Raw genomic sequence first — 15,759 nt, 5'->3', positions numbered from 1 at the left:
ACGCTTTCTCCGCTGGTTTGAAAGCGCGCTATCTTACCACAAGCGATTATTTTTCAGGTTTGTTTTTATGGCTACCATCGCAGAGTGGCGGTGTTTTTGTTTGCTTGCACATACAAAGCCAAACCTCACCATCCTCTTCGGCTTCAAAGACGACGGGATCTATCCCTGTGCCTTGATGTGAGCCATCACAAAACGGTTGATCACCTGAGCGACCACAAGCACACCACGCATAAGTCTGCCCCGCATCTAGGTGAATTTTAACTGGGGCATCATCTGCCCTATGAACGGGTGAATGAGACATCGTTATGCTCCTCTACTGAATATTCCGCCGTCCTTAGCAGCATTTAGTGCTATCGCTATATTCAGTAAACGTAGAAGAGCAATTTCAAATGTTCAAATTTAGAACAATACAATTATTAATGCTGAAGCGCTTGATCAAGCTGATTAAGATTATTTGATAGCCACTGTGCAAGATCCGCTTTCAGTGGTTTGGTCGCTGTATCCACCAGCCATAAACCCAATTTTGGTTTGAGCTTTTTACTTTTCGATTTGATCTGCAATGCCTCGCTACACTCCTCTTCCACTGGCAAGTAAGTGGCTTGCGCTAGCGGTTGAAGTTTAAGGTTATCGAGGCAAACAGCGGCAACATCATGCTCTAACAATGTCTCATCTAACTTAATAGCATAATCACTGATCTGTTTTTGCAGTGCCATTTGGTTTGAACGAATAGTAGGTGCATGCTCCGGCCAGATTCGCTGAAATTCACGGGAAACGATCTGACTCATTACGCGAAGATTATCTGGCGCTAACCAAAAGTACGTACTCTGCTCGAGATCTTGAGTACTTAAACTTACTTGCGCGCCACCTGGCAGAATTTCTTGTGCAGCGTCTACATTGATCACCCGAACATTTGTCGCTCTTAGATGCTTAAACAAAGCATATTCCGGCCAGATCGACTCAATCGATACTACAGCAGTAACAGGGCCTTGTTTTGAGATAGCCGCGCCACTTTTATGTTTTAGCCAGTTGTTAATTCGGGACACTGGTAAACGTTTTGGTGGCAGATATAGCGCCTGGATATCCGTGCCCTCAAGCAGGGCTTGGTTAATGGCATGGATAATAGGCATAGCTGACACTACACGTTGGGGCCCTACTTCATTTGCAGCGACAGAATAGCCCGACAACGTCAGCATTAAAGCAGTCAAAATCAGCTTAATTTTCATAACAGGAACTCTAAGCAAAACTACGAATACGATTGGTAATAACAGCTAACACAAATCCCAAACTAGCCAATAACACAATGGCTGCCCCAGATGGTACAGGTAGCTCTAAGGCCATAGGTAATATGATTCCGGCCAAACAACAGATGGTTGAAAGCAAGATATTGGTCCAGAAGAACTGTCTGATATTTCGGGTAATTAAACGAGCGGTTGTCGCTGGGATTAACAACATTGCCCCTACAAGAATAGCTCCGGCAATTTTGACAGCCGCAACGGTAATTAGAGCGATTAGCACAACAAATGCGTAATCGAACAAACGCGTGTTGATACCGTTCACTTGCGCCAGCTCTGGGTTCAACGAAGCAAGCAAAGCCTGATTACCGAAACAAACCGTTAGTAATAGACAGATTGCACCTATCACCGCGAGAATAAAGAGATCCTGATCCTGCACGGTCAGTATCGAGCCGAACAGCACATTCTCTAGAATATGCACGTTCACCTTACGCGCTACATAAAGCAGCAAGGCTGCACCCATTGCGATAGCCACCGCTAGGAACACACCAACAAGCGCATCATAAGGCACTTGGGTACGGCTTTTAATCCAATGTAATAACAAAGCAAAGATCAGACAAAAACTAAACAGCGACGCATAAGGATGCGCAGCAGGCTCACCCAGCAAGATACCAATCGCGATACCTGTTAAAGCTGCGTGCCCTACTGCTTCAGAGAAAAAAGCCAGTCGTTTGATTACCACTAAACTGCCCATACCCCCAAGAAGAGGACCAATAATTAGCGCAGCAACCAACGCATTGATCAAAAATCCATATTCGAAGATGCTTGGCAGCGTACCTTGAGCCTGCATTTCAAAGGCCCATTTTCGTAATGCTTCCATCAGGCTACTGCCTCCATCTCTCTCTTTGAGGATGAATCAAGTGAAGCCCCAACTATGCCAAGATCGACTTCACTTGGAAGCCCCATATCAACTAAACCGCCGTTAATAAGCAACACGTTATCGGCATGTTCTCTGACAAATCCCATATCATGATGGACAACCACCAAGGTTTTACCTTGCTCTCGAAGATTGAGCATCAAGTCGGTAATCAGTGCTTGGCCTTCTGCATCTAAACCTGTCATAGGCTCATCTAGGAACCAAAGATCTGACGATCGGATTAGTGCTTGAGCAAACATTAAACGCTGTCTTTCACCACCGGATAACTGTCCAAGCTGCAGTTCAGCTTTTCCTTGAAGGCCAACAGTTTCTAATAATTCCAAAACAGTATCTTGAGTCTCTTTACGGCGACGAAAGAACACCGGCTTCCGACTTAAACCAGCACTGAGGAAGTCTGAAATTGTCACAGGTAAAACTTGGTCAAATCGCGGCTGTTGCGGGATATAGGCAGGCTTTTGCGCTTTATTCATCCAAGCGCGTTTTATTTCACCCTGATGGGGAGTTAAACCTAACATGGATTTTAGCAACGAGGTTTTACCTGCACCGTTAGGGCCAACCAGAAGATGCATTTTTCCAGCACTTAATTCAGCCGACAGTGGCGATAAGATCTGACTGCCTGCAATGCTCAGGCTTACTTTATCCAACTTAATTGAAGGCCCCATTATGCGGCTCCTTCATCGGCCAATGCACTTTTAAGCGCCTTAACTAAAGTTTTTAAGTTGTGCTCCATCTCACGATAAACAAGTTCAGCGTCGTACTCGCCGAATGTCAGATGTGAAAAATGGTACAGCCCTATCCCCGTTGCTTTTTCTACCGTCTCCACATAGCGATAATCCATGTTTAGCTCGGTAAAGAGCACTTGTACTTGGGCATCACGAATACGGTCGATCGTTCCTTGAAGCTGACTCGCACTTGGCTCTACCCCATGGGCAGGCTCGATCACTGTGTCGATGCCGATTCCAAATTCCTGCAAAAAATAACCGTAAGCGTTATGGGTACTCGCAATGCGAATACCACTCAAATCTAAGCCGTTCAGCGCTTGGGTATATTGGTTCTTCAGCGTTCTAAGCTTGCGCGCGTATTGCACCGCATTTTTCTTATAGAACTTGGCATTATCTGGGTCTAATTCACCAAGGTTTTTCGCAATGGTATAGACCTGACGGATAGCCGCACTGATCGACACAAAAGTGTGAGGGTTCCAGGCGCCAACGGTATTTTCGGCAGCTAATAGAGGTACATCCTGATTAGCCAGAATCACCTTAATCTTTTTACGCTGCTTACCGTTTTGAGCTTCCAACGCTTCAAGTGCTCTAAACGCAAATTCATCATGCCCGATGCCATTCACCACCAAGGCATCCATGGTCATTAAACGTTTGAGATCGGCTGGTTGAAGCTCATAACTATGAGGGTTAAAACCGGCATCAACCAAAGGAACAATCTCCGCTCTATCCTTAACGATATTAGCAACGTAGGCGTAGTATGGATGTAGCGTGATACCAACCTTCAATGGCTCTGCCATCAACGCGCTGGAAAACAAAAATAAAGAAAATGTAATTAAACGCTTAATCATGAGTGGAAGCCGTTTCCCAGTTTGTTAACTGATCGCAATTTGGAGTATTTACAGCGGTTTGTCGCCAATAGATCTCGGAATGATCATTGTGTATTTTCAAGACAAACTCGCGGGAGCCTTCTTTGGAGGAGCGACCGAAATAGCAAACAGAATCGAGAAGGTTCCACGAGTAGGCAGCGAAAGTACCGTTACTGTCAGCAAACGGCGGTAGTTCTTGTTCGATCAGTTCTGAAACCGCAGGAAGACTGCCATCATCGGATAGAAACATAATCTCATCGGCAGCATTTCTTAGAGCGGTCAAAACCGCTTTGCCTTCAACATCCAGTTCAAGATGTTTTTGCGGCGCTAAACTCGGAGCCTGATTATTCTGCAAAACGTAGCTTGCGATAGAAAGAATGATCACGATACTGCCGATAAGCCAGTAACTCTCAACACGGCCGTTATCGGGCCTGACAACCTCAACCGTTCCGTCTTCTTCCAGTGCTGAGGTTTTAAAGCTCGCCATAATCAACCTCTACCGGAAACTCATGCCCTGAATCGAACTGAATATAGAACTCACCTTCAGGTTGTTTGAAGCGAACTTGAGAGAACTTATCGGCTTTTTTAGACACCAGTAAGGTCTCATCGTAGTCATAGAGCTTAACCGGTTTACCCACCGCTTTAGTGCCATCACTAAAACCGACATGACATAGAATTTCAGCCGATTCTTGCTCGCAAGTCATAACCGGGTAATGCGCAAGTGCAGATGCACTTGCGCTCATTAATATCCCTATTAATCCGTATTTTGTTGCTTTAAGCATTACTCAGGTAAAACCTCAAAACTTACGAAACGGATCGCATATTGGTAGTCAGCCAGATCACTCTTGATTGGGCTTTTTAGATCAGCACCAACTAACCATGGGCCTGCTTGCTCTGGCGTGAAGATGATTTTGCCATCTTTAGCCGTAGTAACTGGAATAGCACCACGTTCGCTGCGGTATTTAGTACCTGCTGGCGTGACTTCAACATCAACACCCGCCACTGGCTTACCATCCAATAGCATGGTGAATTCAACTTCTTCACCCACAACAATATCGTTTGGATGTGTATCTAACTTCATCTCTAATCCCTTGCCTTTGACCTCAGTCACAAGGTCTGTAGGCGCGTTATTAGTGATGTACGTTGCAGTTACCATATCGATCAATAAGGTAGAAACATCACGAGCGTTTTTAGGTAGACGCTCTTTCGCTTCGATCTTATCCGCCATCATGCGCTTAGGGGTGTCACGCTTACCTGATTTATAGCTAGTGAAATAGTAAGGTTGGCGCTTACCTTCGATTTTGTAAGTACCAGGCTGATCGATATACAGATCAAATACACTACGACGATGGCCTTTAAAATAACTGCCCAGCGCGTTGCGATCGCCATCAGGAGAAAAAACGAGGAAGTGATCTAACGGCACACCCTTATCGAATCCGAAAACAGTGTGAGACGCACTGACATCAGCAGTGATCCATTCACCCTGACCTTCTTCAGTTGATACAGTAAATTCACTTGGCAATATCCATAATGGATGTGCTTGAGCTACTGCTGACACGCCTAAAGCGCTCGCTAAAAGGCATCCTTTAATTGTGCGGCCTAGTTGTTTAATCATCATTATTTACTCTCTCCAATACTGATACTAACTGGCCCTAGCTCTGCACCGGCATCCAGTTTATAAACCTGTTGTCCCTTACCTAAAGACACCTTCTGTTTAAGAAGCGTACGATCACCATGCTCGCGAACCGCTTCTAGATACAGAGTGTATTCGCCTGCTGGAAGCGCTTTACCTTGGTTATCGGTTCCATCCCATTTCAATGTGTAGCCACCAGGAACACGGGTAGCTCCGGTCACACCATCCACCGCTTGGCCATAGCGACCCGCTTTACGCCACCAGCGACGGATATCCTTAAGCCATTTTTTATCGTCAAACCAAACACTGATAGTGCTTACCGCTTTGCGTTCACCTTTTTGTTCTACCCATACAGCAACAAATGGACGCTGATATTTAGACGTCGCTATTTGCGGGATGGTTAACTCAATTTGATGTGTATCTGCGGCAATGGCTGAATGACTCATTAGCCCAATACTCAGCAACACCGAAGAGATAGTACTTTTCATAAAAATTCCTTAAGCCATCAAAAGCCAAACGTAAGCAAGCGCCATTGAGCCGGTACCTATTAGGCTCATTGCAAAGAGCTTGTTACGCTTTTTCTTTTGCGGGATGACTAACCAAAAGCCAGTTAAAGTAAAAATCAGCATGAGCAGTGCGGAAATATCGATAAATCCGCGCCAAAGCTCGCCACTGTAACGCCCCATGTGAAGATCATTTAACGTCGCAACAACACCGTAATTTTGTTGTTCTACTAGCACCTCGCCTGCCCCCACATCGGCTTCGACGATGCTGTAACCACCTGGGCGTTTAATATCGATAACGAGGAAGCGCTCCTCTGCTTCCCATTCGTAACTTACTTTGTTGCCATAGATGCCATGCTCAGAACTAAGCCATTTACGCAGCTGATTAGCCTGATCAAGTGGTTCTGTATCCCATATCCTCTCGACTAAAAGAGAATCTGGCATATCTACCATTAACTGTTTCGGAGCATCAGCACTTTCAAACCAATTTCGGTGGTTTAACGTAATGCCTGTGACAGTGAAGAACAGCATGATCACGAGCATGAACATAGAGGTATAACTATGAAGCCAACGGACTAACCGATTAGATTTTCCTTTAGGCTGAGATTTAGACTTGAGCTGAGTCTTCACGTTTGGCTGTTGTGTAAGGATCTGGTTCATTGGAAAGATAAAAGAGAATCAAAACCATTACGATAAACGATTCTCTTTATAAGGCTTTAATATCGTTACAATCTTTACAGAAAAGCAGCGCCCTACTTCGTAGAGCGCTGCCACCTTAAATCCCTGAAGGGGAAGGGATAGATTAGAACGTATAAGCCGCAGTTAACTTAAAGTTACGGCCAGGCTCGTAATCGTTTAGGTGAAGATCACCAAATAGAGGGTGAAAACTGTCACCGATACGTGAAGCATGGGATGTGTAATGCTCATCAAAGATATTTTCTACGCCGAAGGTCAGATTAAGACCATCAACCTGCTTTGGTGTCCAACGAGCGGAGATGTTATGTACATCATAAGATGGTTTATCAAAGTGCTCTTCTTTGATCGTTACAAGCGAGGTCCAGTTAACCGCTAGATCTTGTGCTGGCATGTGGTAATCAAGTCCCAAAGAGATGCTATCACCCACTTGACGGCCTAATGGCTCGTCCGTGACATCATTAGCTGATTCTGAGTGAGCATAGATAAAGCGAGCATCGAAGTTACCTTTACTCAGACCTAAGCTAGTTTCAAAACCTTGGATACGGTAGTCACCAATATTTTGCAGAGCATTACTACCATCATCGATGTAATCATCAACATCGGTACGGAACACGGTTAAAGCAAAATTCAATCGATCCAAACCAAAACGTTGACGATCTTCAAATGTGATGCCCATTTCCGAGTTTAAACCCGTCTCTGGCTTCAATTCGTTATTTTCGACAGTTGATGCCGGAACAAATACCTCGGACAAATTAGGCCCTTGGAAAAGCTCTGTAGCACTCGCTCGCACAGACCAAGCGTCAGTCAGAGGATAAACAGCATTCAAACCAAATGTTGTTTCAGTGAATGTTTCATCAGATACCGCTGTATCAAGTTTATAACGGTTATAGCGAACGCCTGGAGTCAACGCTAGGCCATTAGAGAATTCAATCTCATCTTCTACATACACTGCGTAGGACTTGGCTTTTTCTGTATTTACAGTAACAGAGTCATCCTGCAGTTTTGTTTTCTGACGATAAACTTCAAAACCATAGCGAACATTATGCGTAAGCTCTTCACCCGAAATAATAGATTCAGCAAGAACATTCACACCACGGTGATTCGCTTCACCTTCACGATAACGGTAGGTTGCAAAAGTGTTATCGTCCTCATCACGCCATAAATTCATGTCGTTTTCGTAGACAGTGGCACGTAGGTTCAGCATGTCACCAAGATCAAGTTCATAACCTAAAGTGATTGTTTGACGCTCAAATTCTGTTGGGTATACAGTCGTACCTGTGATTGATGAATTAGTCGCAGCGCCCATATCAGCACGAGGCGCATAGTCACCTTCATCAGTGTACTTGTCATAACTCAATTCGATGCGGTTAGACTCATTAATATCAAGGCCAAACTTAACTAAGCCATTCTTAATATCACCGTCATTACCAACGCTTTCAACACCTGCGCCATCTTCCGGGTTGTCGCGGTTTACGTCATTGAAGTAAACAATGGCGTCTAACTGATCGTTTAGTTGGCCATAGGCAGTAACAGAATAATTATGGTAATCATTGCTAGCATAGCCAGCACTTATACGTGCGCCTACTTGCTGACCATCACGCAAAAGATCTTTTGCATCTTTTGTTTCAAAAGCGACGCCACCTGAAAGACCACCAGTCAAAACAGAGTTAGTACCTACCTGAAGATCAACAGCTTTTAGAATATCCGCATTAATTAACAAGTTACCCATATGGTGGTAAACGTTGTTGTTCTGCTTTGCTCCATCAATCGTAATATCAAGATCATAGTCTTCCATACCACGAATATTGATTCGCTGATTAAGGGAATGGGCACCACCAATATCTACACCAGCCTGATCTCGAAGCAGATCACTCAGATGGTCTGCTTGTTTAATCTCGATATCATCACTCAACATCGTCGAAGCATTACTGATCTGAGTACCCCAAACTTGTACTTTTTGACCTTCAACTGCTGACGAATCTGCCCATGTTTGAGTTGCTATACCAATGGCTAAAACCAATGGCAATTTCTTAGCGCAAATATGCGTTTTCATTATTCATACCACTTAATCTAAATGCGAATCGAGTGCATTATTCATTAGATATAAAGTAGCAGTTACAAGATTTACACTTCTTACAAAAATAACACTAATATTTGGAGGGTTTTATTTAACGAGGTAGCTTGATATTGATATCCAGCCCACCGTATGGGTTCAGGCTCGCCTTGATAGAACCACCCAGCATTTGAATTTGCCGCTGGCATAAAGCTAAACCTAATCCAGCCCCGCCAACATCACGACTACGGGCCTTATCAGTACGGTAAAAAGGGTCGAAGATCTTAACAAGATCATTTTCGGGCACACCTGGCCCCCGATCAGATACACAGATATTCAGCTCATTACCCTTTTCAGAGCAAGTTAGCTCAACTGGTTGATCAGATGGGCTATATTTCATCGCATTTCTTACCACGTTCTCCAATGCTTGAGATAGCGCTTGTTGCGATGATTCTGAAACGTTCAGAGTTTGAGCATAGTTACGGATTAGTGTTCGGCCAGAGTATTCAAAAAGTGCATCGTCACATATCAGATCCAGCAAGGTAGCTAGATTAAACGCTTCACTTAGCTCCACTTCTGGATCTCCATCTAGCCATGCTAGGGTCAATGCATCTTCAACCAACTGATGCATTTGATCTACTTCACGTTGAAGCCTAGGTAAAAGCTCCTTAGATTTTTCTCGATCACCCCGGCATATCTCAATCGCTAGCCCGATTCGCGTCAGCGGAGTTCTCAACTCATGCGATAGATCACCTAAAAGCTGTCTCTGAGAATTAACCAAACGCTCTACCCTTGCAGCCATACTGTCAAAAGATTCGGCGACTTGGGTTAATTCGTCTTTACGATTATCTGGTAGATTTGGCAACACACGTGCAGAAAGGTCGCCTGAAGCTAATTTTAAAGTGCCCTGATTTAAAGCTTCTAAAGGGCGCATTAGGTATCTATAGGCTATCCAGCAGAAAATCAGAATGATGAAAGAAGGAATTACAATGGTCAGTAGGCTATGTACCAGATCAGTATCTACCTTTGGATACATCCCTCTTGGCAGCTCAATTACAAAGGTGCCGGTTTGCTGTTCTAAAGGAATTCCAATGAGCACATTTTCCATGAATTCATGGACTGGCCAGTACACATAACGCTGAAAACCTATTTTGCTTTTTAAAGCCTCAGGAATGGGTTGACTAGAGATAATGGTGTTATCTGCAGTTACTAATGCAGACCAGGTATTTAAATCCTTTTCGATTTGCTCTGTGAGCTGGAGCACAGATTTAGCGCCTTCAGTTTCAAATCGCTCACTAGCTTCCTTGGCTAAGGATTTTAACCTCTCCTGACTATCTTCAGATATTTCAGTCATCCCAATAGTCACTTCATATGAGAGATGGTGAAGACTAGAAAAGATAATCAATGATACAGCTAATAAGCTAAAGCTAAGCTGCCAGAATAATCTCCGGCTCATTGATAACAGTATCCTTGACCACGAACCGTTTTGATCTTCTGTTCGTCAACAAGTCCAGCCATCTTCGAGCGAAGATTACTAACATGCATATCTAAACTTCGGTCGTAACGACTAAAAGGCTTACTCAGAATTAACTGATAAAGATAAGGCTTTGTCAGTATTTCATCTTTATGGGTGATAAATGTTTTTAAAAGATCATGTTCGATCGGTGTCAGTTCAATATCGCCGTTATCTGACTGTAAACATTTTTTCTTGGAGTCTAGCTTAATAGCACCGTCTGCTAAAACGCCATCGGATTTATCAATTTTGTTAGGTTTACTTCGTCGAAGTAACGCCTCAACCCGAAGCAAGAGCTCAGTCATATTGAACGGTTTGGGAAGATAATCATCCGCACCGCCCTTAAACCCTTGGATACGATCTTGCTCAGCACCGCAAGCTGACAGCATAACAACCGGCGTATCACGATACTTGCGAAGACGTTGCAAGACTTCCAAACCATCTAACTCAGGTAGCATTTTGTCTAGCAGAATCAGATGAAAGTTCTGATTTATAGCGGTAACCAAACCCTCCCTTCCGGTGAAGCTTTGAACCGTATGGTAGCCTTGCTTTTTGAGAAGCTCAGACACAGAATTACTTACCTCACGATCATCCTCGATCAAGAGAATACGCGCAGGATTAAAATTCTTGATCCCTTCAAGGGCTTTAACCGGTGCTGATGTCATAGGTTCATCCTTTCGCCTGAAGATCCATTTCCATCTGATCTAAATACCGAATCCAATTCGCTGCCATTTTCCCGTACTTAGCATCACCTTCTGCTGCTGCTAAAGATATCCTCGCTTGCTCAAAATGCTTTTGATTGATTTGAGCGATGCCCTGCATTAACTTAATCTGAGCTATTTTTTTAGGTTTGCGCGTCAACAGATTAGATAGCGTTTTCTCTGCTTGATTCCACCGTTTCTCTTGCAGCTGAATCTGCGCCAGCTGTAAAGATACTTTCTCACTTGGTGCGATACTGTTTAGCTTCGAAAGCACTTTAATCGCCTTAGGCTTCTCTTGCGCGCGAATCCAAGCACTGCTTAACAACCTTAAGTTTTTAGCGTTTTGCTTGATCACACCTTTCTGGAAACCCTGCTCGATCACTCTAGCGGCATGATAAGGAATACCCGAACGAAGCATTAATTGCGCGAGTAATTCATAATCTTTGCCTGACACTAACAACTTCCGCTCATATCCCAATCGCTGAGTAGCCAGTGCAGATTTGCGATCCCCTGCTTGTATTTGCAGAGAAACCAACTGACGCCATTGCTTAGGGTTAGAGGAATAATGTTGAATTACAACTTGCTGCTGTTTAGCTGCCTGTTTCCACTGCTTAAGCTCAATATGTGCTGCTATTTTCAGCTGATACCAGCTTTCTGGCGCGATACCTTTGTAACGAATCGCTTTAGTAATGTGCGGTAAAAGGGACTTCCAACGCTTCAGTTGGCTATAAGCCTGAGCCATCATCAGATGATCATTCGCTTTTACCGAAACCCCAGGACTAGCCATCCATTGTTGAAGATTAGAAACACAGCTTTTCCAAGCTTCCTGCATACAATAAAGCTGCCCTAGAGTGCGCAATAGATTAATCTGCTGTGCATCAGGCAAGGCTTTTAAAGCTTGGGTAGCTTTCAGATACTTTATTGCAGAGGAATAGCGCTCCTGCTGGAGAGCAACTTGAGCAAGATTATGCTGCACAAGCGCTTTAGCATAATCAGACTTAACCTTTTGCTCAGCAGCCAACAATTGCTGATTCGCTTGTTTCCACTGCCCCGCCTCCATTGATTTAAAGGCAGCATTTAGCTGTTTATACTCATAAGCAGATAGAGCAGGCTTCGCCGCATGCCCCTGGAGAGCAAACAACAAAAAACAAACTGTAATTAATGATCGCAACATTTTTCTAAACTGTTCTATTTACTTATCGAGTTTAAATTCCAAAACCTGACGCGCTTTAAACTTGACCGCTTGTCCGTCTACGGTTTTGATTTTAAAACGCCAACGCTTAATCGCTTTAATAACTGCGCTATCAAAGGTACCTTTTGGATTAGATTCAATAACCTTAATAGTGTCTGGTTTAACTGTGCCAGCTTCAGTCACCAAAAACTCCACCGTCACACTACCTTCAACTTTACGGCGCAATGCCCTTCTTGGGTAACTAGGCGGCACCTGGCTCACTGCGGTAGGATTCGTATCTAAAACCAGCTCAGGCGTCGGTACAGCTAGGTTATTTAGCGATGGTGAAAGTGCGACGCTAATTCCAACATCGATGTTTGGAATATCAACGGCCGTCACAGGCGTACTGGTAATAGGCACAACCTGCTGTTGCACCTGTGGCATTTCGGGCTGAGCTTCTGGAACGATCTCTTCCGGCTCTGGCGGTAATTCACGGCTACGCGCCTCGACATCACTCTCCTGGCGAACCATTAAAAAGTCCAGATCAGGCGTTAAGACACTTTCAGGTTCTACCTGCTTGCCAATACCCGAAACCATAGCCAATGCATAAAAAAGCAATATGGCTAATAACAGGCCTCCTGGGGCAACGACTAAAGCACGCAGCATTATTGCGAACCTGCTTGAGTAGCCAATGTATAGTTCACATTAGCCAAACGCAGCTGATCGATCACCTTAACCAGTTGACCTGTAGTCGCTTGTTCATCCGCTTGAATAACAACGTTGATTTCAGATTGTTCGCTTTTCAGACGCTCAATCGCAGGGCGCACCATACGTACATCCACAGGCTTACGGTCGACCCAAATTTCATTGTTTGCAGAGATCGCGACTAAAACTGCCGTTTTGCTCTGACTTTCACTGGTTTGTGCTGTAGGGCGATTAACATCGATGCCTGCCTCACGCACAAACGAAGTGGATACAATAAAGAAGATCAGCATAATGAACACCACGTCCAACATAGGTGTCATATTGATCTCTGCATCATCCTGCTGTTGAGTTAAATTGACTCGCTGTCTCATGCTGCAGACTCCTCATGTAACACTCGGCGCAAGCGGTTTCTTTCCGCTTCAGACCATCTAGATAAACGGTTGTAAAAAAGTAAACCAGCTACGGCCACTGCCATCCCCGTCATTGTTGGAAATGTTGCACTTGCCACACCAGCGGCCATCATTCGCGGATTACCTGTGCCATAAAGAGCAAGGCTGTCAAATACCTGAATCATGCCAGTCACCGTGCCTAGCAGACCAATCAACGGACATAAAGTTATTAGGTTTTTGATCATCTGAAATTGGCTTTTCAAAGCTAAGTCCAGATCACAAACAGCACTCAATTTTTTAACTGGCGAGCCTTGCCCTTGCAAATAATCTAACAATGAGGCTCTCTGCTTGGGGTAAGCCCATACTCTATAGCTGATACGTTCAAGGATAAGGGTGAACATAAGAAAGCTTACCCATAGAATCAGATAGAGCACCCACCCTCCGGTTTGGAAAAATTGCCCTAAGGCAAACATCCAATCATGAAGACTAGGCCACATGAGTGCTCTTCTCTTCTTTTGCAATAGATTCATCAGTCGCCAACAAGCCCAAGCTTTTCTCTTGAAGCAACTGAGTGATGCGACGGCTTCTGCTGGTCAAATAGCTATGGCAGAACAACAACGGTATAGCTACAACCAAACCTAAAACGGTTGTCATCAATGCTTGAGAGATACCACCCGCCATCAACTTGGGATCACTGGTACCGAACAGGGTGATACTCTGGAAGGTCGCGATCATACCGATCACTGTACCTAAAAGACCCAAAAGCGGAGCAACGGCAGCTAAAAGCTTAACGATGCTTTGGCCCTGCTCGATTTTTGGTACTTCTTTAAGAATCAGCTCATCAACTTTCATCTCTAGCTGATCTAAGCCTAGTTTCGAACGACTAACTGCCTGCAGTACTCGCCCAAGGGGATTGTTATCCATTAGTTGCGTAGGTTGTGCTAATTGCTTTCTCACCTGCAGCTCAGTTTTGGTCATACGCATCATTTGCCAGAATGCCACCAGCAAACCAATCAAGCCCAAACCCATGATGATGTAGCCTACCTCACCCCCCTGATGAAGCCTCTCGACAAGCTTCGGCATACGATCCAACAACGCAAATAACTGACCACGACTTGGATCAATCAATACATCCTCGCCATTACCATTTTGATAATCGATGATATCTTGTTGAGCACCAGCACTTGGCTGAGTCGTTAAAACCGACAGTTTTTGCTGCTGAAGATCCCAATGTAAGAACTGGCCATCATTAGTAGCTGCAGCAAAGGTGCCTATACGTAACACTGGTGTATCAGCAGTAACACCTTCCCGATTCACAACAGGCACAGTAACTTGCTTGATCTCACCAGTGGCTGTCATTTCTAGCTGTAACTGGTACCAAAGACTTTGTAGGTCCTGAAGCTTGGGCACACGTTTGGAATCAGCAAATGAAAGTTGATCTAAACGACCAGGGTTATCAGCACTGGTCATTGAATCCATCAAAACTGGCACGAGTTCAGATGCTGATTCTTTGGCGACACCGAACACTTCACCTAGTTGGCCAGAACGTTGCTGTAGTGCTGCTTCTAATTCAGCAAGCTGTTCATCATTGGCATCGAACTCAGCTTTTAAGCGTTCCTGCTCTGCTTCAGCAGCGGCTAAACGCGCCTTACTTTTTGCCAGCAGCGTTTTTTGTTTACTTAAATCAGCATTGAATTCTGCTTCACGTTGGCGGTTGATCGCCGTATCGGTACTGCTAATTTGTTTTACGTCGTTAAGTAAACCTTTAAGCGGCGCAGTTTCAGCGAATACTGTTAGCGAGCTAAGACCAAGGACTGCGGCTAAACCGAATTGTTTCAACATAATTATCGCTCCAGTTTAGGCAGTGGTAGATTTAACAAACTTGGCACCTGCTGCTGCCGAGCGATTTGAATAGCCTTAGTAAGTTCTAAATTCTGAGAATCAGTGAGCGCCTGCCAAGACTGTGAAGAAGGCTGCCATAGCGCACTTTCAGCACCATTTAGCGACTGGTAGTACAGTACTGCTCGGCCTAGACGCAGGAACGTAACCTGTTGGCCATTATTTGAAGCGAGTGCACCTTTATACGATTCAAATGTTCGACCGTACTGTACTTCAACAGCATAGGCCTCAAGAATCTGACGGTACTTCTCTGCCACGCTGACATCAGCGCGAAGCAAGAGCGCCTCAAGTTTCTCTAAACGCTCGTTACGTTCCGACTGTAAGAAAGGTGTATCTTGCGCCACAAATTTACCTAATGTTTCAACCATCTGGTTCAACATAGGTAAAACGGCCTTATCCGTTTCTTCAATAGAGGCGATTTGCGCTTCCAAATCTAAAACTTCTTTTTTCTGCGACTCAATCAGTAAAGCCACTTGCGCATTGTATGCCTCGGTCACATCCGACAGACGCTCATTGGTGAGATATTCATCAACTGCAACTTGAGTGCTCTGCTCAATATTATCGATGCGTTTTTGTGATTGTTGGCTTTGATTATGTGCCGCTACTGTTTTCTTAGTACCAACATCCAGGTCGTTAGCCGCGAAAACAGGAACGCCTGAAATAGCGACAGCTAAAAGAGAATATTTAAACAGAGATTTCATGACCAGCAACTTACAGCTAAATAAAAATGAGAATAATT

19 protein-coding genes are annotated in these 15,759 nt (G+C 44.4%); all 19 read right to left on the bottom strand.

The features are described 5' to 3' along the window. Positions 1–46: 46 nt before the first annotated feature. The 19 genes from ACMXYX_RS07210 to ACMXYX_RS07120 all read right to left on the bottom strand — a co-directional run bounded on the left by ACMXYX_RS07210 (position 47) and on the right by ACMXYX_RS07120 (position 15,721). A complete protein-coding gene (locus tag ACMXYX_RS07210; protein WP_415906703.1) occupies positions 47–301 on the bottom strand; it encodes a CDGSH iron-sulfur domain-containing protein in 255 nt (84 codons plus the stop codon). A gap of 115 nt (positions 302–416) precedes the next feature. Next, positions 417–1,223, bottom strand: a complete 807-nt coding sequence (locus tag ACMXYX_RS07205) for a hypothetical protein (protein WP_415906702.1) — start codon at positions 1,221–1,223, stop codon at positions 417–419. 10 nt (positions 1,224–1,233) lie between these two features. Beyond that, entirely contained in the window at positions 1,234–2,112 is an 879-nt protein-coding gene (locus ACMXYX_RS07200) for a metal ABC transporter permease (protein WP_415884338.1), read from the bottom strand. Then, the gene (locus ACMXYX_RS07195; protein ID WP_415884337.1) at positions 2,112–2,831 is read right to left on the bottom strand and encodes a metal ABC transporter ATP-binding protein; all 720 of its coding nucleotides are present in this window, start codon (positions 2,829–2,831) and stop codon (positions 2,112–2,114) included. Before ACMXYX_RS07195 ends, ACMXYX_RS07200 begins: the two co-directional genes overlap by 1 nt. Continuing rightward, complete coding sequence (locus ACMXYX_RS07190) at positions 2,831–3,739, bottom strand: metal ABC transporter solute-binding protein, Zn/Mn family (protein WP_415884336.1); 909 nt, start codon at positions 3,737–3,739, stop codon at positions 2,831–2,833. The genes ACMXYX_RS07195 and ACMXYX_RS07190 overlap by 1 nt, the downstream gene beginning before the upstream one ends. Next, on the bottom strand, positions 3,732–4,244 hold the full coding sequence (locus ACMXYX_RS07185) for a DUF6162 family protein (RefSeq protein WP_415898057.1): 513 nt from the start codon (positions 4,242–4,244) through the stop codon (positions 3,732–3,734). The genes ACMXYX_RS07190 and ACMXYX_RS07185 overlap by 8 nt, the downstream gene beginning before the upstream one ends. Continuing rightward, complete coding sequence (locus tag ACMXYX_RS07180; protein WP_415884334.1) at positions 4,231–4,500, bottom strand: hypothetical protein; 270 nt, start codon at positions 4,498–4,500, stop codon at positions 4,231–4,233. Before ACMXYX_RS07180 ends, ACMXYX_RS07185 begins: the two co-directional genes overlap by 14 nt. A gap of 38 nt (positions 4,501–4,538) precedes the next feature. Further along, a complete protein-coding gene (locus tag ACMXYX_RS07175) occupies positions 4,539–5,375 on the bottom strand; it encodes a DUF4198 domain-containing protein (protein WP_415884333.1) in 837 nt (278 codons plus the stop codon). After that, positions 5,375–5,878: a DUF2271 domain-containing protein gene (locus tag ACMXYX_RS07170; RefSeq protein WP_415906701.1), complete on the bottom strand. Its 504-nt coding sequence runs from the start codon at positions 5,876–5,878 to the stop codon at positions 5,375–5,377. Before ACMXYX_RS07170 ends, ACMXYX_RS07175 begins: the two co-directional genes overlap by 1 nt. Before the next feature lie 9 nt (positions 5,879–5,887). After that, positions 5,888–6,523, bottom strand: a complete 636-nt coding sequence (locus ACMXYX_RS07165) for a PepSY-associated TM helix domain-containing protein (protein ID WP_415906700.1) — start codon at positions 6,521–6,523, stop codon at positions 5,888–5,890. A 172-nt stretch (positions 6,524–6,695) separates the two neighbouring features. After that, the gene (locus ACMXYX_RS07160; RefSeq protein ID WP_415906699.1) at positions 6,696–8,642 is read right to left on the bottom strand and encodes a TonB-dependent receptor domain-containing protein; all 1,947 of its coding nucleotides are present in this window, start codon (positions 8,640–8,642) and stop codon (positions 6,696–6,698) included. A 115-nt stretch (positions 8,643–8,757) separates the two neighbouring features. Then, positions 8,758–10,098 carry an ATP-binding protein gene (locus ACMXYX_RS07155; protein WP_415906698.1) on the bottom strand — a complete coding sequence of 447 codons (1,341 nt, stop codon included), beginning with the start codon at positions 10,096–10,098 and terminating at the stop codon, positions 8,758–8,760. Then, entirely contained in the window at positions 10,095–10,820 is a 726-nt protein-coding gene (locus ACMXYX_RS07150) for a response regulator transcription factor (protein WP_415898051.1), read from the bottom strand. Before ACMXYX_RS07150 ends, ACMXYX_RS07155 begins: the two co-directional genes overlap by 4 nt. Before the next feature lie 4 nt (positions 10,821–10,824). Then, positions 10,825–12,000, bottom strand: coding sequence for a hypothetical protein (locus ACMXYX_RS07145; RefSeq protein ID WP_415906697.1), 1,176 nt, complete (start codon positions 11,998–12,000; stop codon positions 10,825–10,827). A 48-nt stretch (positions 12,001–12,048) separates the two neighbouring features. Beyond that, positions 12,049–12,693, bottom strand: coding sequence for an energy transducer TonB (locus ACMXYX_RS07140; protein ID WP_415884326.1), 645 nt, complete (start codon positions 12,691–12,693; stop codon positions 12,049–12,051). Then, positions 12,693–13,103, bottom strand: a complete 411-nt coding sequence (locus ACMXYX_RS07135) for an ExbD/TolR family protein (RefSeq protein WP_415906696.1) — start codon at positions 13,101–13,103, stop codon at positions 12,693–12,695. The genes ACMXYX_RS07140 and ACMXYX_RS07135 overlap by 1 nt, the downstream gene beginning before the upstream one ends. After that, a complete protein-coding gene (locus ACMXYX_RS07130) occupies positions 13,100–13,618 on the bottom strand; it encodes a MotA/TolQ/ExbB proton channel family protein (RefSeq protein WP_415898048.1) in 519 nt (172 codons plus the stop codon). The genes ACMXYX_RS07135 and ACMXYX_RS07130 overlap by 4 nt, the downstream gene beginning before the upstream one ends. Beyond that, positions 13,608–14,963, bottom strand: coding sequence for a MotA/TolQ/ExbB proton channel family protein (locus tag ACMXYX_RS07125; RefSeq protein WP_415898047.1), 1,356 nt, complete (start codon positions 14,961–14,963; stop codon positions 13,608–13,610). Before ACMXYX_RS07125 ends, ACMXYX_RS07130 begins: the two co-directional genes overlap by 11 nt. Positions 14,964–14,965: 2 nt before the next feature. After that, a complete protein-coding gene (locus tag ACMXYX_RS07120; RefSeq protein ID WP_415898046.1) occupies positions 14,966–15,721 on the bottom strand; it encodes a DUF3450 domain-containing protein in 756 nt (251 codons plus the stop codon). Positions 15,722–15,759: the final 38 nt, after the last annotated feature.

Source organism: Neptuniibacter sp. QD72_48 (assembly GCF_047778065.1).
Lineage (GTDB): Bacteria > Pseudomonadota > Gammaproteobacteria > Pseudomonadales > Balneatricaceae > Neptuniibacter.
This window is presented reverse-complemented; position numbering and strand designations above follow the sequence as displayed.

Excerpts from the sequence above, each read along its gene's own strand:
- ACMXYX_RS07205 (WP_415906702.1), bottom strand. The coding sequence starts at position 1,223 with ATGAAAATTAAGCTGATTTTGACTGCTTTAATGCTGACGTTGTCGGGC.
- ACMXYX_RS07210 (WP_415906703.1), bottom strand. The coding sequence starts at position 301 with ATGTCTCATTCACCCGTTCATAGGGCAGATGATGCCCCAGTTAAAATT.
- ACMXYX_RS07180 (WP_415884334.1), bottom strand. The coding sequence starts at position 4,500 with ATGAGCGCAAGTGCATCTGCACTTGCGCATTACCCGGTTATGACTTGC.
- ACMXYX_RS07155 (WP_415906698.1), bottom strand. The coding sequence starts at position 10,098 with ATGAGCCGGAGATTATTCTGGCAGCTTAGCTTTAGCTTATTAGCTGTA.
- ACMXYX_RS07125 (WP_415898047.1), bottom strand. The coding sequence starts at position 14,963 with ATGTTGAAACAATTCGGTTTAGCCGCAGTCCTTGGTCTTAGCTCGCTA.
- ACMXYX_RS07170 (WP_415906701.1), bottom strand. The coding sequence starts at position 5,878 with ATGAAAAGTACTATCTCTTCGGTGTTGCTGAGTATTGGGCTAATGAGT.
- ACMXYX_RS07150 (WP_415898051.1), bottom strand. The coding sequence starts at position 10,820 with ATGACATCAGCACCGGTTAAAGCCCTTGAAGGGATCAAGAATTTTAAT.
- ACMXYX_RS07175 (WP_415884333.1), bottom strand. The coding sequence starts at position 5,375 with ATGATGATTAAACAACTAGGCCGCACAATTAAAGGATGCCTTTTAGCG.
- ACMXYX_RS07140 (WP_415884326.1), bottom strand. The coding sequence starts at position 12,693 with ATGCTGCGTGCTTTAGTCGTTGCCCCAGGAGGCCTGTTATTAGCCATA.
- ACMXYX_RS07185 (WP_415898057.1), bottom strand. The coding sequence starts at position 4,244 with ATGGCGAGCTTTAAAACCTCAGCACTGGAAGAAGACGGAACGGTTGAG.
- ACMXYX_RS07160 (WP_415906699.1), bottom strand. The coding sequence starts at position 8,642 with ATGAAAACGCATATTTGCGCTAAGAAATTGCCATTGGTTTTAGCCATT.
- ACMXYX_RS07120 (WP_415898046.1), bottom strand. The coding sequence starts at position 15,721 with ATGAAATCTCTGTTTAAATATTCTCTTTTAGCTGTCGCTATTTCAGGC.
- ACMXYX_RS07195 (WP_415884337.1), bottom strand. The coding sequence starts at position 2,831 with ATGGGGCCTTCAATTAAGTTGGATAAAGTAAGCCTGAGCATTGCAGGC.
- ACMXYX_RS07190 (WP_415884336.1), bottom strand. The coding sequence starts at position 3,739 with ATGATTAAGCGTTTAATTACATTTTCTTTATTTTTGTTTTCCAGCGCG.
- ACMXYX_RS07130 (WP_415898048.1), bottom strand. The coding sequence starts at position 13,618 with ATGTGGCCTAGTCTTCATGATTGGATGTTTGCCTTAGGGCAATTTTTC.
- ACMXYX_RS07200 (WP_415884338.1), bottom strand. The coding sequence starts at position 2,112 with ATGGAAGCATTACGAAAATGGGCCTTTGAAATGCAGGCTCAAGGTACG.
- ACMXYX_RS07135 (WP_415906696.1), bottom strand. The coding sequence starts at position 13,103 with ATGAGACAGCGAGTCAATTTAACTCAACAGCAGGATGATGCAGAGATC.